The organism is Echinicola jeungdonensis, assembly GCF_030409905.1.
Lineage (GTDB): Bacteria > Bacteroidota > Bacteroidia > Cytophagales > Cyclobacteriaceae > Echinicola > Echinicola jeungdonensis.
This window is the reverse complement of record NZ_JAUFQT010000001.1, coordinates 3,017,759-3,033,230: the sequence shown is the minus strand read 5'-3', so window position 1 is coordinate 3,033,230 and position 15,472 is coordinate 3,017,759. Positions and strand designations below refer to the sequence as shown.

Annotated in this window: 14 protein-coding genes and 1 tRNA gene; 10 read left to right on the top strand and 5 right to left on the bottom strand. The window is 40.3% G+C overall.

Annotation, left to right across the window (positions count from 1 at the left end; all coding sequences use genetic code 11):
- Positions 1-102: 102 nt before the first annotated feature.
- The 3 genes from QWY93_RS12645 to QWY93_RS12635 all read left to right on the top strand — a co-directional run bounded on the left by QWY93_RS12645 (position 103) and on the right by QWY93_RS12635 (position 3,602).
- The gene (locus tag QWY93_RS12645) at positions 103-2,790 is read left to right on the top strand and encodes an MGH1-like glycoside hydrolase domain-containing protein (RefSeq protein WP_290248623.1); all 2,688 of its coding nucleotides are present in this window, start codon (positions 103-105) and stop codon (positions 2,788-2,790) included.
- On the top strand, positions 2,762-3,364 hold the full coding sequence (gene rnhB / locus QWY93_RS12640; protein WP_290248622.1) for a ribonuclease HII: 603 nt from the start codon (positions 2,762-2,764) through the stop codon (positions 3,362-3,364). Before QWY93_RS12645 ends, rnhB begins: the two co-directional genes overlap by 29 nt.
- 154 nt (positions 3,365-3,518) lie before the next feature.
- A tRNA-Leu gene (locus tag QWY93_RS12635) sits at positions 3,519-3,602 on the top strand.
- 277 nt (positions 3,603-3,879) lie between these two features.
- Here the strand turns inward: QWY93_RS12635 and QWY93_RS12630 are convergent.
- Positions 3,880-4,332 (bottom strand): GNAT family N-acetyltransferase, encoded by a 453-nt coding sequence (locus tag QWY93_RS12630; protein ID WP_290248621.1) that lies wholly within the window; start codon positions 4,330-4,332, stop codon positions 3,880-3,882.
- Between the two features lie 295 nt (positions 4,333-4,627).
- On the opposite strand from QWY93_RS12630, the gene dinB reads away from it, so the two are divergent.
- From dinB to QWY93_RS12605, 5 genes are all read left to right on the top strand, one after another.
- Entirely contained in the window at positions 4,628-5,818 is a 1,191-nt protein-coding gene (gene dinB, locus QWY93_RS12625; RefSeq protein WP_290248868.1) for a DNA polymerase IV, read from the top strand.
- 210 nt (positions 5,819-6,028) lie between these two features.
- Entirely contained in the window at positions 6,029-6,373 is a 345-nt protein-coding gene (locus QWY93_RS12620; RefSeq protein ID WP_290248620.1) for a CBS domain-containing protein, read from the top strand.
- A gap of 361 nt (positions 6,374-6,734) precedes the next feature.
- Positions 6,735-7,430, top strand: coding sequence for a hypothetical protein (locus QWY93_RS12615; protein ID WP_290248619.1), 696 nt, complete (start codon positions 6,735-6,737; stop codon positions 7,428-7,430).
- On the top strand, positions 7,415-8,326 hold the full coding sequence (locus QWY93_RS12610; protein ID WP_290248618.1) for a hypothetical protein: 912 nt from the start codon (positions 7,415-7,417) through the stop codon (positions 8,324-8,326). Before QWY93_RS12615 ends, QWY93_RS12610 begins: the two co-directional genes overlap by 16 nt.
- Positions 8,327-8,393: 67 nt before the next feature.
- On the top strand, positions 8,394-8,888 hold the full coding sequence (locus QWY93_RS12605; protein ID WP_290248617.1) for a hypothetical protein: 495 nt from the start codon (positions 8,394-8,396) through the stop codon (positions 8,886-8,888).
- 109 nt (positions 8,889-8,997) lie between these two features.
- Here QWY93_RS12605 and QWY93_RS12600 read toward each other — a convergent pair whose 3' ends face one another.
- Positions 8,998-10,155: a glycosyltransferase family 4 protein gene (locus tag QWY93_RS12600; RefSeq protein WP_290248616.1), complete on the bottom strand. Its 1,158-nt coding sequence runs from the start codon at positions 10,153-10,155 to the stop codon at positions 8,998-9,000.
- Positions 10,156-10,628: 473 nt separating this feature from the next.
- Between QWY93_RS12600 and QWY93_RS12595 the strand changes: the two genes are divergently transcribed.
- Together QWY93_RS12595 and QWY93_RS12590 are read left to right on the top strand one after the other, a co-directional pair.
- Complete coding sequence (locus QWY93_RS12595; protein ID WP_290248615.1) at positions 10,629-12,098, top strand: S41 family peptidase; 1,470 nt, start codon at positions 10,629-10,631, stop codon at positions 12,096-12,098.
- A 118-nt stretch (positions 12,099-12,216) separates the two neighbouring features.
- Positions 12,217-12,636, top strand: a complete 420-nt coding sequence (locus QWY93_RS12590) for a DUF3052 family protein (RefSeq protein WP_290248614.1) — start codon at positions 12,217-12,219, stop codon at positions 12,634-12,636.
- 53 nt (positions 12,637-12,689) lie between these two features.
- Here QWY93_RS12590 and QWY93_RS12585 read toward each other — a convergent pair whose 3' ends face one another.
- From QWY93_RS12585 to QWY93_RS12575, 3 genes are read right to left on the bottom strand one after another with little or no spacing between them, the layout of a single operon-like run.
- Positions 12,690-13,400, bottom strand: a complete 711-nt coding sequence (locus QWY93_RS12585; RefSeq protein ID WP_290248613.1) for a tetratricopeptide repeat protein — start codon at positions 13,398-13,400, stop codon at positions 12,690-12,692.
- A gap of 19 nt (positions 13,401-13,419) precedes the next feature.
- Positions 13,420-14,838, bottom strand: a complete 1,419-nt coding sequence (locus QWY93_RS12580) for a CCA tRNA nucleotidyltransferase (RefSeq protein WP_290248612.1) — start codon at positions 14,836-14,838, stop codon at positions 13,420-13,422.
- Positions 14,838-15,311 carry a hypothetical protein gene (locus tag QWY93_RS12575; RefSeq protein ID WP_290248611.1) on the bottom strand — a complete coding sequence of 158 codons (474 nt, stop codon included), beginning with the start codon at positions 15,309-15,311 and terminating at the stop codon, positions 14,838-14,840. Before QWY93_RS12575 ends, QWY93_RS12580 begins: the two co-directional genes overlap by 1 nt.
- Between the last annotated feature and the right edge of the window lie 161 nt (positions 15,312-15,472).

The following is a 15,472-nucleotide window of genomic DNA, read 5'->3' as shown; positions in this document are numbered from 1 at the left end:
AAAAACCTAATTGTAATTTTCACACTAAAACCTTACAGGGTTTGGGAATTTGTTTTTGTAAAATCTTGTAAATTAGGGGCTGGTACGAATCGGAAAGAATTCATGAATATAGAGCGAAAAAAACTCAAGGAAGATAAGAAAAATGTCAAGCACTGGAAAAAGTGGGGACCGTACCTTACTGAAAGACAATGGGGAACAGTCAGGGAAGATTACAGCCCGGATGGCGCAGCTTGGGAAAATGTCACCCATGATGATGCCCGTAGCAAGGCCTACCGTTGGGGAGAAGAGGGGATTGGTGGCATCAGTGACCATAAACAGAAATTATGTATAGCTTGGGCTTTTTGGAACGGAAAGGACCCCATGATCAAAGAAAGGCTTTTTGGTCTTACGGGAAACCAGGGAAACCATGGAGAAGATGTAAAAGAGATCTATTATTACCTGGACTCTACTCCTACCCACAGCTATATGAAAATGCTGTACAAATACCCACAGGCCGAATTTCCTTATCAATTACTTGTGGACGAAAATGCCAAGAGGGGTAAAAATGATCCTGAGTACGAAATTCTAGATACCGGTATTTTTGATGACGATGCTTATTTTGACATCTTTATTGAATATGCCAAAGAGGATGTAGAAGATATTGTCTGCAAAGCAACCATACATAACAGAGGTAAAGAAGATGCAACCATTTGGGTCATGCCTACCATTTGGTTCCGGAAAACTTGGTTTACCGGCCATGAACCCTTTATGCCTAATTTGACCCAGGAAGGGAAAAACGGGATAAAAGCATTTTCTCCTAAATCAGGGAAATACCATTTCCAGTTTGGTGGAAATCCCGAGCTTTTATTTTGCGATAATGAGTCCAACCGGGAAAGGTTATACCATATAGACAACCAAAAAAAGTACCTTAAGGATGCCATCAATGATTATGTCATCCATGGGGATAAGGAGCACCTCAACCCCAAGAAAAAGGGCACAAAAGCTGCCGCTTTGTATCAAATCACAATTCCTGCCGGAGGCTCCGAAAAAGTAACTTTCAGGATGCGTCACCAGGTTTCCGCCAAATCTCTCAATGATTGTGAGGACATCTTCCAAATGAGGAAAAATGATGCAGATGAATTCTTTGAAGACCTCCAAGGCCATGTGACAGATCCTGAAATGCGAAACATCCAGCGGCAAGCCTATTCCGGAATGATGTGGGGCAAGCAATTTTACTATTACAATGTAGAAAGATGGCTGGAAGGAGATCCGGGCCGGTATGTTCCTCCTGTTGAAAGAAAAAAGGGAAGAAACCATAAATGGCGGCACCTGCAGAATTATGACATCATTTCCATGCCAGACAAATGGGAATACCCTTGGTATGCTGCCTGGGACCTCGCCTTCCATTGTATCCCATTGGTAAGGATGGATCCAGAATTTGCAAAAGATCAATTGCTCACCCTTCTGAGTGAATGGTACATGCACCCCAATGGGCAAATACCAGCATATGAGTGGAACTTTAATGATGTCAACCCTCCAATCCATGCCTATGCTGTTTTGCGGGTCTTTCAGATAGACCGAAAGATAAACGGCAAGGGAGACCAGGAATACCTGGAAAGAGCACTTCATAAACTAATGCTCAACTTCACCTGGTGGGTCAACCAAAAAGACAGTTATGACCAGAATATTTTTGAAGGAGGCTTCTTAGGGCTGGATAATGTCAGCTTATTTGACCGTAGCCATGTGGACAAATTCAGCGCCAGATTGGAACAAGCAGATGCCACATCCTGGATGGCCATGTTTTGCTTAAACATGCTGCGGATTTCTTTGGAGCTTTGCAAGTTTAACAAGGTCTATCAATATATTGCCAATAAATTCCTGGAGCATTTCCTTTACATTGCCGGGGCCATGAACAATATATCAGGGGACAATATCAGCCTTTGGGATGATGAAGACAATTTCTTCTATGATGTTCTTCACATTGACAACAAAAGCCCAAAAATGATGAAGGTAAAATCCATCGTGGGTGTCATTCCCCTATTTGCAGTAGAACCCATCAAGGAAGAAATGTTCGAGGATCTTACCGAATTCAAGAAAAGGCTGGACTTCTTTTTGAAAGAAAAACCCAAATTGGCCTCATTGGTTTCCAACTGGATAGAACCAGGTAAGGATAAAAGACACCTTTTCTCCTTATTACGGGGACACCGGATGAAAAGCATCCTCAACAAAGTACTGGATCCCAACGAATTTCTTTCGGATTACGGAGTAAGATCGGTATCCAAATACCATGAAAAACACCCTTACTCCATGAAATTAAATGGAGTAGAACATACAGTCAAATACACTCCTGGGGAATCAAACACCAGAATGTTTGGTGGAAATTCCAACTGGAGGGGGCCAATATGGTTCCCGGTTAATTTCTTGATTATCGAATCACTCAAGAAATTCAACTTTTATTACGGAGGGGATTTCCCAATAGAATACCCTACTGGATCCGGAAGATTCCTCACCATGGACCTTATTGCCAAGGAATTATCCAGAAGAAACATTGAAATCTTTACCCGGAACAAGGAAGGGAAAAGACCTGTTTACGCGGATTACAATAAAATGCAAGATGATCCCCACTTTAAAGATTATATATTGTTTCATGAGTATTTCCATGGGGATACTGGAAAAGGTTTGGGTTCCTCACACCAAACTGGCTGGACCGGTTTGGTAGCTGAAATGATCCACAAATATTTTCCAAGAAATAAGAAAGCCGTTAAGAAAGCCGTTAAAAAGGATGAGCCTACTGCCGTATTTAAAAATTAATCGATTGGAGGCTGGTTGTGATGAAGTAGGCAGGGGATGCTTGAGTGGCCCAGTGGTGGCCGCTGCGGTCATCCTCCCTGCTGACTATGCCAATGACCTGATTAACGATTCCAAAAAACTCACTAAAACCAACCGGGAAAACATTGTTGAAGAAATAAAATCCAATTCCTTGGCCTGGGCCATTTCCGAGGCCAGCGTGGAAGAAATAGATGAAATCAATATTTTGAATGCATCTTTTCTTGCCATGTCCAGGTCGGTAAAAGCATTGGAGGTACGGCCTGATCATTTACTGATTGATGGTAATCGCTTTAAAACTGATCTGGACATACCTTATGATTGCATTATTAAAGGAGATGGGAAATTTGCAAGCATTGCGGCAGCATCTATTTTGGCAAAAGTCCATAGGGACCAATTAATGGCTAAATGGGCCTTGGATTACCCGGGATACGGCTGGGAAACCAATGCTGGCTACCCCACCCCGCAACACCGGAAAGGCATTTCGGAAAAAGGCCCCACCCCACTGCACAGGAAATCTTTCAAATTGCTTCCGGACCAACTTGAATTAGGCTTTTAAAAAACATAAGATGGGAAAAATGAAACATGAAAATTAAGAAAGTTTAAGCCAAGAAAATCAGCCATTACAAACCATAGTCATGGTTTTTGAAAATAAATATAGGCTGGATATTTGGAGCAAAAGGGATATATTTCTACTTTTGCAAACCTATCCCGCGCACGTGGTGAAACAGGTAGACACGCCATCTTGAGGGGGTGGTGCTCTTACGGGCGTGGAGGTTCGAATCCTCTCGTGCGCACATCAAGCCTTCCGGTTTCCGGGAGGCTTTTTTGTTTGACACCATGATTGCTTTTGACCAGTAATCAGTGATCGGTGGGTTGTTGAGGACACAAACTTTATCGACCAACAATGAAAAAAATGCGCTGGTCTGGATTTGAAAATCCCGACCTACAGATTTCAAGGGATCTGTATTCCTCAAATCGAAACATGGAAGCAGAATTTTCCATCCTTAATTCCCTATTGTTTTTCATCTTTACTCTTTCCTCTTGATTCTATTATCTAGCTAACCACTACTATTACAATAGTTTCTCCATTATTACTCTAGATTCCTCAGGCTCGGGAGCCTTGACCAAATCCACAATTAAAAATCCCCGTTTTAAACCAAATTGAATCATGGATGCATATTTATTCCTGGCCTTAAAAAGCAACTTGGAAAAACCCGATTTGCGAGCCCAATTATCCTGTACATCTGCCAAAATATTGGCAATTCCATTTCTCCTGAATGCAGGCAACACCCCGCTCATCCAGGAAAAGAAAACCTGATCATCCAAGGCATATCCCACCTTAAAGGCCACCAGTTTCCCGGCAGACTCGGCCACCAATATCAAATAATTTTTACCCTTCAACCTTTCCGCATAAACCTCATCTCCAAAAGGCTTCTCAAATTCTGGAATGGCTAACCTTAAGGACAGTACCTCGGCAATACTACCTTCCCGGATGACAATTTCTTGTTTGTTACCTGTAGACATTTTTTTGATCTATTTTCCTTTTTCCTTCCGGCTTTTCCAACTTAATGGATGCAAAGTAAAGCCGTAAATTCAAACGACAAGGAAATAGAGAGGTTTTCCGCTTTGACGGCAACTTTCTTCCCTATCCAATTCATTTTAACTCACTTCCTTTTCCAACACCCCCTATAAATCCTGTTGCAAAAAACACCTTTTTTCTCCCCACACATATTACGACACCAGCTGTCATCTTTTCTGACCTTAACCAAAAAGTAAATTTAATAAACACGTAAATGTTTACTAAATTTACAATATGAACATTTCCCAACAGCGAAGCATTGTACATATGGATCTGGACTCCTTCTTTGTATCCGTAGAGCGGCTATTTGACGATAAGCTGAAAGGAAAACCCATACTGATCGGCGGCACCGGTGACCGGGGCGTGGTGGCTTCATGCAGCTATGAATCCCGGGTTTTCGGGGTACATTCGGCCATGCCCATGCGGATTGCCCGGCAACTGTGCCCAGAAGCCATCATTATCAAAGGAGACTTTGAACGGTACAGCAAGAAATCCCATGAAATCACTGAAATCATCCGGGAGCAAGTGCCTTTGTTCGAAAAATCCTCGATCGATGAATTTTATATCGATTACACTGGCATGGACCGTTTCTTTGGTTGTTTTAAAATGGCCCACGAACTCCGCCAAAAAATCCTCCACGAATCCGGGCTACCCATATCCCTGGGGCTTTCAGAAAACAAAACCGTCTCCAAAATCGCCACCGGAGAGGCCAAGCCCAACAATGAAAAAGAAATCCCCTATGGAACAGAAAAACCCTTTCTGGCTCCCCTACCGGTCAAAAAAATCCCCATGATTGGGGAAAAGACAGCCCATACCCTTCATGGCATGGGGGTCAAAAAGATCCACACCCTTCAGATCATGCCGGAAGAACTCCTGGAAAGTGCTTTTGGCAAAAATGGACGGATACTCTGGAACAAGGCCAATGGCATCGACAGAAGCCCAGTTGTGCCCTATACTGAAGCTAAGTCCATTTCCACAGAAACCACTTTCAGCCAGGATACCATTGATGTGCCGAAGCTGGAAGCTACTTTGGTGGCGATGGCCGAGCAATTGGCTACCAAGCTCCGCCAAAAGAAACAGTTAACCTGTTGTGTCAGTGTAAAGATCCGCTATTCGGACTTTGACACCCATACCATGCAACAACGTATCCCCTACACCGCGGCCGACCATACCCTGATCCCTATCATCAAAGAGCTCTTCCGCAAACTCTATAATAGAAGGTTGCTCATCCGTCTGATCGGTATTCGCTTCAGCGCTTTGGTCAATGGTCATTATCAGATCAATCTCTTTGAAGACACCCAGGAAAGTGTCCGCCTCTATCAGGCCCTGGACCGCATCAATATCAAATACGGCGATAAGACCGTTTGCCGGGCCATTGGCATCAATGCCAAAAGACACAATTTCAACCCTTTCAATGGCTTATCTACCTGATAAAAGCATTGAGATAAGTTAAAGAGAAAAGAATAAAGGGCCAAGACTCAGGAACACTGTATTGAGTAGGGAGTCTTGAGCTGCACTGGTTGGAAATTCGGAGCTGGCCGGAATTTGGAATTCCGCCTCCTAGATATCAAGGGAATTGCAATGTCCATTCACCAAATTCCAAAAACACATATTGTTTTTAAATTAACAATAAAAAAACATATGAACGAGCAGGAAACCCCTCAGGACATCCCCTCCCAAAGGCTGATCAACCAACAAATCCATGCTTCAAAATGCGGTAAAGCCAAAGACCTGCTCGACTGGATGGGAGCTATCCAAAGCCAGGATTTCGTCATGACCAAATGGGCCTTGGGTTTAAGGGCAGAAAAGGAAAGCCTTTCCAAGGCTTCTCAAAAGTATGCCATTTCTCAAAATGGCATCTTCAGGCCGGTGATTGTTTTAGATGGAAATATTGTAGGCATTTGGAAAAGAATCACTAAAAAAGACCTTATGCTCATTAATACCCTGTTGATCAAAATTTCCCACCGGACACCCTTCATGAAGTAGAAAATCAATTGGTAAATTTTTCCTCATTTTTTAACAAGAAAGCCAAGATCCAGCATTGTTTTTTATCGGGATAACCTAATTTTTTCCATAATCATGATAATGAATATTAACACAGGATTTTACCCCAAAAATCATCCCTTGTATATTTTTCGAATAAAAAAACAAGCCATTCTTCTAAAACCATTTTTGAAATTAAAAATACAGGTTGTATTAAACACCTTAATTTATTTACATCAACAATTCACAACTATATACTATATAGACCAACTATATCAAAATTTTATTTTTCTAAAATGGTAAAATAAAATTATTTTTAGTAATTTTAAATTAGAGTTCAGTTTCTTTTAAAGAACCCTAAACTATGAGCCGGGCCCTAAATATTAGAACTTGGGGTATATTTTTAATTGCAATATGCCTGACATTAGCAAGTTGTGCCTCCCGGAGAATCAACCGCGAATTATTTCAGGTTGAACAGATCAAAAACGTAAATGAAAAATACCTTAAGGTCCACTTAAAAAACGGAGACCTATATGTACTGCATTCCTGGAAAACAAATGAGGCCACAAAAACAATTTCAGGCCTAGGCAATTATCTAGACCATAACCGGAAGGTCATAGAAAGCAGGGGAGCCTACTTGAACAATAAAAAACGTTCAGGGCGCTTCCCTCCCTTTGAAATCCCCTATGGTGAAATTGTCATTGTGGAAAGCAATGATAAGGGAAATAACCCTGGGGTTCCAGTGATGGTGATCCTGGGGCTGTCAACCATTTCGACCTCCGTTTCATGTATAGCAGACCCTAAATCCTGTTTTGGCTCATGCCCAACTTTTTATGCGCAAAAAGATTCAGTGTTCAAACTGGTGGCAGAAGGTTTTTCCTCCAGCATAAGTCCCTCCTTTGAGAAGAAAGATATCGACCTATTGGACTTTCCCTTGAAGATGGGAGCCCCCTTGCAAATTACGGTAAAAAATGAGGCCCTCGAAACCCATATGATCCGTCAGGTTAACCTGCGCTGGTTTGTCAAAAATCTCCAGGTAACAAAGTGCTTCAGGAAGTAGGAGGTAGCTTTTACGAAGTCAGTGACCTTAAGGCTCCAATAAAAGCAAATTATGAGTTAAAATCAGTTCTGAAAAAAATTGGCGATAAGGATAATCTCGAATGGTTTAGCCTGGCTGATTCGAATGATCTTTCAAAAAAAGAGTCTATTTTTCTTGAATTCGATAATCCCAGGAAAGCTTCGGGGTTGGTAATTGATAAGCGGGAGTCTCTAATGACCACTTTCCTTTTCTATCATACCCTCTCTTTATTTGGCCGGACAAACGCTTATTACTTTACCAAAATGGAAAATGGTAACAAATGGTTACAAAAAAGAATCATCAAAACATATGACATTTTGGGAGGAATAGAGGTATCTATGCTTGATCAGAATCAGCGCTGGATACCTTTAAAAACCATCCGAGAGGCGGGCCCCATTGTATCCGATACCCATTTTGTTGCTTTACCTGAAATTAATTCTCAATCCATTATATTGAGACTCCGAATGACCCAAGGTTTGTGGAGAATTAATAGGGCGAATCTTGCTGTGATCCATAAAAAAGTAAAGCCTCTGCGTATTTCACCTGTTAAAGTAACAAATGGCACCAAAAATAATCAGGAAAATTTGGAAAAACTTAATCATAGAAATGAATTCCTGGTGACTTATCCCGGAGATGTCTATCAGTTGAATTACCCCCTCTCCTACAGACCGGATTTTGAATATTTTATAGAAAGCCAGGGTTATTATATAGAATGGATCAGGGAAGAATGGTTGAAAGATGAAAATTTAAAGGCCGTAAAAAAAATGTTGCTTAATCCTTCTGGATTTCTAAAAAAAATGGCTCCCTTATATAAGGTTCGGGAAGTAGAAATGGAAAAAGTCTTTTGGACCAGTAAATATACCCAGCTTGAAAACTAGGCTTATTATATGGTGTTTATTACTTCCGGTAATTATGATTAGCTTGGCAAGTTGCAAAACCAATATTGTGCTTGCACCTAAGGGAACCGTTCCCATTCGAAGCGACCTTCCTTATGATGCCTATGGGAGTTTTATTCGTATTAATACAGCTGATAATCTAAGTTATTCTGGTGAATTGATCGGAATTCGAAATGACTCTATTTTCATAATGGGACCTCCGCTTGTGGGGCTGAAACGTGAGGAGATTACAGACGCAAGGGTAATAGTACATTCTCCCAACCAATACGGTTGGAGCTCTTTATTGATTATCCCCAACCTCATTATGATGGTCGTGGGTTCAACATGTGAAGAATGCGATTCAAGTGTTGCCATATTATCAGGCCTTATTCTCTCCGGATATAACATTATCGGCACCTCCTTTGCCACAGGGACGGAAAACAAAAAAATTAATTATTTTGATTGGGAAGAAGGGCAAAACAGGGTGATAAAATTTTCCAGGTTTCCTTATGAAATTCCACCCCACATCCAGCTTTCCAAGCTGGAACCAAGACCCAAAAAATAATAATTAAATTAAAAATTTGTTTGTTTTATCAGAGAACAATTCAAGTAAAACCCTTTCTTTAAAGGTTAACTTTTTTCTCAATGTATCCCCTATTTAGCTTAATAACTATTTATACTGGCTCTTTCTTCAAAGCCTTTTGTCGGATTATAGGTTCTTTTTGGGTTGATTTATAGTTTTGTGAAGTGGACAATTTCAATATAGGAGGAGTATTTTTTGCTTTTTCCTTCACCTTTCTCAAGGTTTGCCTATCCAGTAGCAATCCTAAGGCCACTACTCCTACAGCAGTTATAGGCAAAATAACCGTATCGGACAAGGAGGAAGTAGCCATCACAAAGGCCAAAATCATTAATTTTACCAATCCCAAAATGCAGGCTACCTTATTATGACCATACCCCATCCGAAGTAGAAAATGATGGACATGGGACTTGTCCGCCTTCATGGGGGAGCATCCTTTCAATATTCGTCTTACAAACACCCTTAAAGTATCAATACAGGAAATAACCATAATTCCCAACCCCGCAGTTATGGGGTTTTGAAATTTCATAGGATGCCCCTGCAACAATTTGACGCCATTGGCTTCCACAAAAATCACACTAAAAACAGCCAAAACAAAACCTATAGTGAGGGAACCTGTATCCCCCATAAATATTTTAGCAGGATGCCAGTTAAAAATCAAAAAGGCCGAAATTCCTCCTATCATTGCTAAAGATATAAGGGCATAGGTAGTGAATCCTGTCACCCAAAACCACCCCCCTAAAAACACAAATGACAGGACACTTAAGGTGCCTGCCAATCCATCTAACCCATCTATGAGGTTAAAGGCATTGGTAAGCCCGGTAATGGCAAAAATGGTCAGTGCATAACTGAACCATAACGGCAATTCTTCAACCCCCATAAATCCGTACATGCTGCTGATCCTGATATCCCCCAAAACCACCACAACAAATATGGCAACCAATTGACCAATTAACTTTTGCATTGCCTTCAAAACCACAAGATCATCCCTTAATCCCAAGAAAAACATGATCCCTAATCCTAACATAAAAAACCTGGCTTCGTACCATTGTTCCGCATTCAGCATGCTTACTAAAGCCACTAATAAGGCCAAAACAATACCTATCCCTCCCATGGATGGAATGGCTTCCTGATGGATTTTTCTTCCTCCGGGCTGGTCCAAAAGTTCTTTTTCCTTAATTATCCTGATAATTAGAGGCATAACAAATAAGCCTATAAAAAATGAAATAAGTACAATATAAATAGATTCCATGTTAAAAATAGAGTAACAATTTCACATATAATTTTAAAACAAAAAATAATATTCAAGTATAGTGCCAGAACTTTAAATACTTTCCTCAACGTTCTTCCCCTTATTTCTTTCCGGACAAAATACTTTTTGATGTAGAGATCAATCCACATTGCATCCCAAAGTAGACACAGCTCTTTTTTATTTTAAAAAAATCCATAAACCCACAGATTTTTCTTTTTAAAGGTAAAAGATCTATTGATCCCAAAAAATAACCCAAATGGGGGATATTTTCATTAACCTTCCGAATCACAACCTTTCCCCAAAGTTTCCAACACAATAATTTTATACTTGACCAACTCTCTATTCAATTTATCAACCCAAATGCTAACTATTTTCGTTAAATAATCTTATATTAATAAATTAGTCTTTCACCCGTCATATTGGAACAAAACACACTAGTGATGGGTTTATTTAATTAGCTTAAACCCAAAAACATGAAAAATATTTCTAAGATAAAATGGCCTATTTCCCTCTTGGTATTAATCATGGTTTTTACCCTCTCCTGCAAAGACAATGAGGAGCCAAATAATAACACCAACAATAATAACAACACGGGGAACAACAATGAAAATCCAAATAGTGAAATCAATCAGTGGATATATGGGATTATGGATTTTTGGTATTATTGGACCGACAACATGAACCCTCCTTTATCGGCAACTGAAGATCCCGTAGATTTTTTTAATGAGTTATTGGTTCAAGAAGACCGGTTTTCTGCCATATACCCAGATTACGATGAATTGATCAATTCCCTGGAGGGAGTGAGCAAAGAAGCCGGTTATGAATTTGGACTTTATAGGGCAAGTTCTACTAATAATAATGTGATTGCCGAAGTATTTTATATCAAAAAAGGAAGCCCCGCTGAAAGCAAAGACATTAAGCGGGGGGACATCATCACCCATGTAAATGGTACCGTCATGACCTTGGCAAATTATCGGACCTTGCTCAAGGAAATGGAAGAGCCGCATACCCTTACTACTCATAGGTATGATGAGGACGAACGCAGTTATGTCCAATTGCCAGAAGATATTAGTTTAACAACTACCATTTTGTCCGAAGACCCCATTTTCATGGACTCTGTATATAATATTGAAGGGCATAAAATCGGATATTTAGTGTATCACTTCTTCACCCCTGGAGATGATGTTGAGCCCTCAGACAATAACCAAAACGCTTATGGGGTCTATGATCAGGAAATGGATGAAAAATTTGCTCAATTTAAAGCAGAAGGGGTACAGGACCTGATTATTGATCTCCGCTACAATGGGGGGGGGTTTGTGAGCAGTGCCATCAACTTGGCCAGCTTAATTGGCTTAGGAGTTACCGATAATGACATTTTTTTCCAAACCCGATACAACAATACCATCCAAGCAGAATACATAAGACAATTTGGGGAAGACGAACTCTCCAAAGAGTTTGTCACTAAAACTGAAAATCTTGGAGGACAACTCAATAATAGCAGGGTATATTTTTTAACATCAGACCGAACGGCATCGGCTAGTGAACTGGTGATCAACGGACTAAAGCCTTATATGGATATTAAAATTGTTGGGGATACCACATATGGAAAAAATGTGGGGTCCATAGCCCTTGAGGACGAAGAAAATGAAGACAACCCTTACGGCCTTTTACCAGTTGTTTCCCAAAGCTTTAACAGTTTGGATCAATCCGATTATAGTAACGGTTTTGTCCCAGATGTTTTAGCCCGGGAATTTGAAGAGCGTTTAATGCCATTTGGTGACACCCAAGAATTATTGCTAAGAAAAGCCATAGCGTATATTACAGGTATCCCTGACAACGCCCGGGTAGAAAAACTTGACCGTAAGGATGTTGGGGCAAGTATAGAACACAAGCCCAGGTTTGGAACAATGGTCGATAACCAGTTTAAGTTAAAGTTGGAATAAATTACCCCAAATAATTAATATAAAGCCCTGTCTGATTTTGTAATGATTCATTTCGGCAGGGCTTTTCTTTTGTTTGTCAGGTTAAGTGCATCTCTTAAAAAACTTCTCCTCCAGACCAATGAACATAAATCCATCCGGTTACTCTGGAACTCCCCTGTCCAAAAAATTGGGCATTAAACCTGGGTTTAATATTAAAATCATTAATCCTCCCACCAATTATTTTGAATTGCTTGATCCGCTCCCAGAACCTCTATTCTTTTCTAATACAGAAGATTCTCCAAAAGATTTCATCCACTTTTTTACTTCTCAAGTAAATGACCTAGTTAGTTTATTACCTCAATTGAAAGAAGACATTAAACCCAATGGGATGATCTGGGTAAGTTGGCCAAAAAAATCTTCAAAAATCCCTTCTGAAATCAATGAAAATTTGATTCGTCAAAATGCTTTGAATACTGGATTGGTAGATATTAAAGTATGTGCTGTGGATGAAATTTGGTCTGGACTGAAGCTAGTCATCCCTTTAAAGGACAGAAAATAAAAAAAGTTGCCTAGGTATGCCCTGGCAACTTTTAATCCTTTTAAAGGAAAATATTAATTCAACTCTTTCAAATTGTCTTGTACTATTTCAAAGTCAGGCGAATTGGCCAATGCTGCTTCAAAAGCAGTTCTGGCTTCAGTATTACTTCCCTGCTCCTTATAGATCATGCCTTTCAAGTTTAAAGCTGCGGCTTTCATGCTAACTTCTTGGGAGGAATTGTCCTTTTTGGGGAAGCTTAACATCTGTTCTTCAGATTTTGAATTCTTGATCAACATGTTGACTGAATTCAACGCCTCATCATATTTTTTCAGCGAGTACTGAAGGTATGAAGTTTTATACAAACTGAACAAATCCCCAGAAAGCAAATGCAGGGACTCGAAATGTGGTAATGCCCTGTCCAATGCCCCTAGTTGTTCCAGTGAATAGGCGGCAACCTTTAATGCAGGGATACTTTTATCATTTTTTTTAAGCACATCCATGGCCACTAAAGCTGCACTGCTGAATTGCTCCAAATCAAAATATAAAGAGGCCAAAAGCTCTGGGTATCTCAAGTTTTCAGGATTCCTATCCATCAACTCATACAGTTTACTTTTTGCCACCATGGGATCATTAAATCTCATGGCCCTTTGGTAGATCCTTTGGTCTGCCTGATTCTTTTGATTTCCACTGCTGTCTATTCTAGTAGGTGCCTGAATGGTTTCTTGCCCCATAACAACTCCACTTACAAAAAACAGAACAATTGCTAATCCTTTTAATTTACTCATATTATTTTGGTGCTTATTATTAATCTTTTTTGGTAATGCCTTTTTCAGCAGCAATTTTATACATTAACTCTATTGCTTGTTCTTTATTGTTCTCAATTTTGCCCTCCAATATAGCTTCTTTTATTTCTTCTTTCAGCTCACCCACCATTTTTGAAGGTGGAATCCCAAACTCCTCCATAATCTCCTCTCCAGAAACAGGGGGTTGAAAATTCCGGATATGGTCTTTTTCCTCCACTTCCTGGATTTTATCCTCCACCTTATCAAAGTTGGCCAGAAACCTTTTCACCTTATTGGGATTCTTGGAAGTCACATCTGCCCGGCACAGTTTCATCAGGTCTTCAATATCATCCCCGGCTTCATAAAGCAACCTTCTTATGGCAGAGTCCGTCACCTTTTCATTGACAAGCGCAATTGGACGCAGATGCAATCTTACTAATTTCTGCACATATTTCATGCGCTCATCCATAGGTAATTTTAACCTGCGGAAAATCTTCGGAGTCATCCTTGCCCCTTTATCCTCATGGCCATGAAAAGTCCAACCTGCTTTGGCATTAAACCTCTTGGTGGCTGGTTTGGCAATATCATGCATGATAGCTGCCCACCTCAACCACAGGCTTTTTGTCGTTGGAACAATATTGTCCAAAACTTGAAGTGTATGGTAAAAATTGTCCTTATGGGACTTATCCCCCACCGAATCTACTCCCTGAAGGGCCACCATTTCTGGGAAAAACTGATGCAAAAGTTTACTAACAAACAAAAGTTTAAACCCATAACTTGGCTGTTCAGCCATCACTATTTTATTGATTTCATCAATTATCCTTTCCCCGGAAATAATTTTCAGTCTTTCCGCATAGTCGGTCAGCCCCTCAAAAGTCTCAGGTTCTATATCAAATTTCAACTGGGTGGCAAACCGAACTGCCCTCAACATTCTTAATGGATCATCTGAAAATGTCACTCCCGGATCCAAGGGTGTTCGGATAATTTTCCTTTTGAGGTCCTTCACACCATCAAAAGGATCCACCAATTCTCCATAGGATTCCTTATTGATCGAAATTGCCATGGCATTGATGGTAAAATCCCTTCTTTCCTGGTCCTCTTTCAAAGTTCCATCCTCCACAATTGGCTTTCTGGAATCCTGGCGGTAAGATTCCTTTCTTGCCCCAACAAACTCCAACTCCCAATCCTCCAACTTGATCATGGCAGTTCCGAAATTTTTAAAAACGGAAAGCGGTACTTGTTGATCAAAAGAGGCTGCTACTTTTTTGGCCAATTTGATTCCACTACCCACACAAACAAAATCAATATCTTTGCTAGGCCTCTTCAACAAGAGATCACGAACAAATCCACCAACCACATAGGCCTCCAGCCCCAACTCATCAGCACAGGCTCCAACTTTTCGAATGACCTCAAACTGATCCAGTTTATTTTCTAAATTCATCAACCACCAATTTTCACTTGCCCATCCGGACCTAAAAACAATCTTTTTACGTTTCCTTGATACAATGGGAAATTCTCCTTTACAACTTCCACCTCTCCTTCAGCCTGTTTAACTTCCTGAAACAGTATTGGCCTTCCAACCCCAAAAATCACCTGATGCCAAAAGCCCCGCTTTATAAGGCTAAATTTCACCTCATCTCCTGATTTTGGTTTGTTCACCAGAAGTGGACTGGCCTTAGTGGTATAAACTGTGGGTTTGGTGGCATATTCTACAATATCCAACGCAACTTCTGAATATTGCCCGGCTACGGACCTAATCTGAAATAAGTCAGCGAGGAGGAAAATAGCATTTTCCTGATCTTTTCCCGGATGGAACTCCTCTGGCATGATCAAGTTTACCAGTCTTCCCCCACCCTCCTGAAGGGTAACCCTGCCTTTTTCTTTTAAGGCTTTCACTATGGTACTTGCTTCCATTTTTATTATTTGATTGGAGTTCAAAATTAAAACAGATTATTGAGTAGGCCGTATTTTTTTAACAATTAGTGGAAAAATACAAGTTCAAATTTCAAAGGTTGCTTTTTTTCGCCTCATTTTATACAAAACACAAATTAATTAACTACCTTTGCCCTTCATTT

Bases quoted from the DNA above. Each gene is read 5' to 3' on its own strand.
- QWY93_RS12645 (WP_290248623.1), top strand. From the start codon at position 103: ATGAATATAGAGCGAAAAAAACTCAAGGAAGATAAGAAAAATGTCAAG.
- rnhB (WP_290248622.1), top strand. From the start codon at position 2,762: ATGAGCCTACTGCCGTATTTAAAAATTAATCGATTGGAGGCTGGTTGT.
- QWY93_RS12630 (WP_290248621.1), bottom strand. From the start codon at position 4,332: ATGTCTACAGGTAACAAACAAGAAATTGTCATCCGGGAAGGTAGTATT.
- QWY93_RS12620 (WP_290248620.1), top strand. From the start codon at position 6,029: ATGAACGAGCAGGAAACCCCTCAGGACATCCCCTCCCAAAGGCTGATC.
- QWY93_RS12615 (WP_290248619.1), top strand. From the start codon at position 6,735: ATGAGCCGGGCCCTAAATATTAGAACTTGGGGTATATTTTTAATTGCA.
- QWY93_RS12600 (WP_290248616.1), bottom strand. From the start codon at position 10,155: ATGGAATCTATTTATATTGTACTTATTTCATTTTTTATAGGCTTATTT.
- QWY93_RS12595 (WP_290248615.1), top strand. From the start codon at position 10,629: ATGAAAAATATTTCTAAGATAAAATGGCCTATTTCCCTCTTGGTATTA.
- QWY93_RS12590 (WP_290248614.1), top strand. From the start codon at position 12,217: ATGAACATAAATCCATCCGGTTACTCTGGAACTCCCCTGTCCAAAAAA.
- QWY93_RS12585 (WP_290248613.1), bottom strand. From the start codon at position 13,400: ATGAGTAAATTAAAAGGATTAGCAATTGTTCTGTTTTTTGTAAGTGGA.
- QWY93_RS12580 (WP_290248612.1), bottom strand. From the start codon at position 14,838: ATGAATTTAGAAAATAAACTGGATCAGTTTGAGGTCATTCGAAAAGTT.
- QWY93_RS12575 (WP_290248611.1), bottom strand. From the start codon at position 15,311: ATGGAAGCAAGTACCATAGTGAAAGCCTTAAAAGAAAAAGGCAGGGTT.